The organism is Gelidibacter mesophilus DSM 14095 (genome assembly GCF_000423005.1).
Taxonomy (GTDB): domain Bacteria; phylum Bacteroidota; class Bacteroidia; order Flavobacteriales; family Flavobacteriaceae; genus Gelidibacter; species Gelidibacter mesophilus.
The window spans coordinates 1-1,135 of sequence record NZ_AUHD01000053.1 but is presented as its reverse complement, the minus strand read 5'-3'; the positions used below and the strand labels follow the sequence as shown (position 1 = coordinate 1,135).

Genomic DNA, 1,135 nt, shown 5'->3' with positions numbered 1-1,135 from the left:
ATAGAAGTATTGATAGGAAATGAGATTCAGGTCAATATTTTTTGGTGTGTTCTTGTTGATCCTTTTGTGTACTTTCTTATCAATGCACAATGCCTTCTTTGCATGATCCTGATCTATAAAGTCGTCCAAAACCCTTTTAATCTCATCATCACATTCCATGATCAATTGTTGTGCATCCAGATATTTTCGCAGTTCCTGTTTAAGAACAAATAAATAATCCTGTCGATTATTGCTTTGGAGTGCCTTGGCGATTTCCTCTTCAGATTTTTTGCAGTTCCCGTGTCTTAATTTTGCGAGCTCTTTTCCGCTTGTCTCACCATTACAGATTTCATTTATGATACGTAATCCGGTCAGTCCCACAATATCTTTTACCACCACATCCAATCTGAGGTTCATCAACCTCATGTTTTGCGACATTCTATTGGAAGCCTGGGAAGTGGTTTCAACTAGATTGCCGCGATGCCTTACCAAAGTCCTTAAATATTCTGTCTGTAGATCGGGCAGGAAGCTTCCGCTCAAAAGACCGAGTGAATGTAACTTCTGGATCCACATACAATCCAGTACATCGGTTTTTTTGCCTTTGATATTCTTGGTGAATTTTCCATTGATCAGGATCACTTCAATGGTTGAGTCCTGTAGTTCTGCATATAAATTCTGCCAATATGAACCTGTGGATTCCATGGCTACTGATTTTACATCATTGTCTAGTAGCCAAGTCAGTAGTTCTTTGGTGTCCTGGGCATAAACGCCAAATTCCCTCACGTCCGAGTGTTCTTGATTGATCGCAACAAAATGTGAACGGCTTCCGATATCAATTCCAGCTGCATTTGGATTGATGATCTCCATTTTTAATTTAGTTTTTACCATTTTCTTTGATTTAAATTAATAAAAATGCCCAAAGAGAATGTATATTGCAATCAAGAAAATATTCTGAACGAGATATCCCTAGAGGATTCATCAGTGTGATTATCACAAGCCTTTGATACTGGATATATCAAAGGCTTTTTACATTCCAACCAGAATTACGCTCGAGCTTATAAGCATCAATTTAAAATCGGTCTTGCAAAGAGCACTATCCAAGGTACAAAAACGTTACCTTAAAGTGATTATTTTTTTTTGAGAGAAGAGGGGAATT

1 protein-coding gene is annotated in these 1,135 nt (G+C 37.7%); it reads right to left on the bottom strand.

Annotated elements, in window-relative coordinates; genetic code table 11:
* Positions 1-867: IS110 family transposase (locus G525_RS0117860; RefSeq protein ID WP_027127345.1), on the bottom strand; the 867-nt coding region annotated here is incomplete at its 3' end.
* Between the last annotated feature and the right edge of the window lie 268 nt (positions 868-1,135).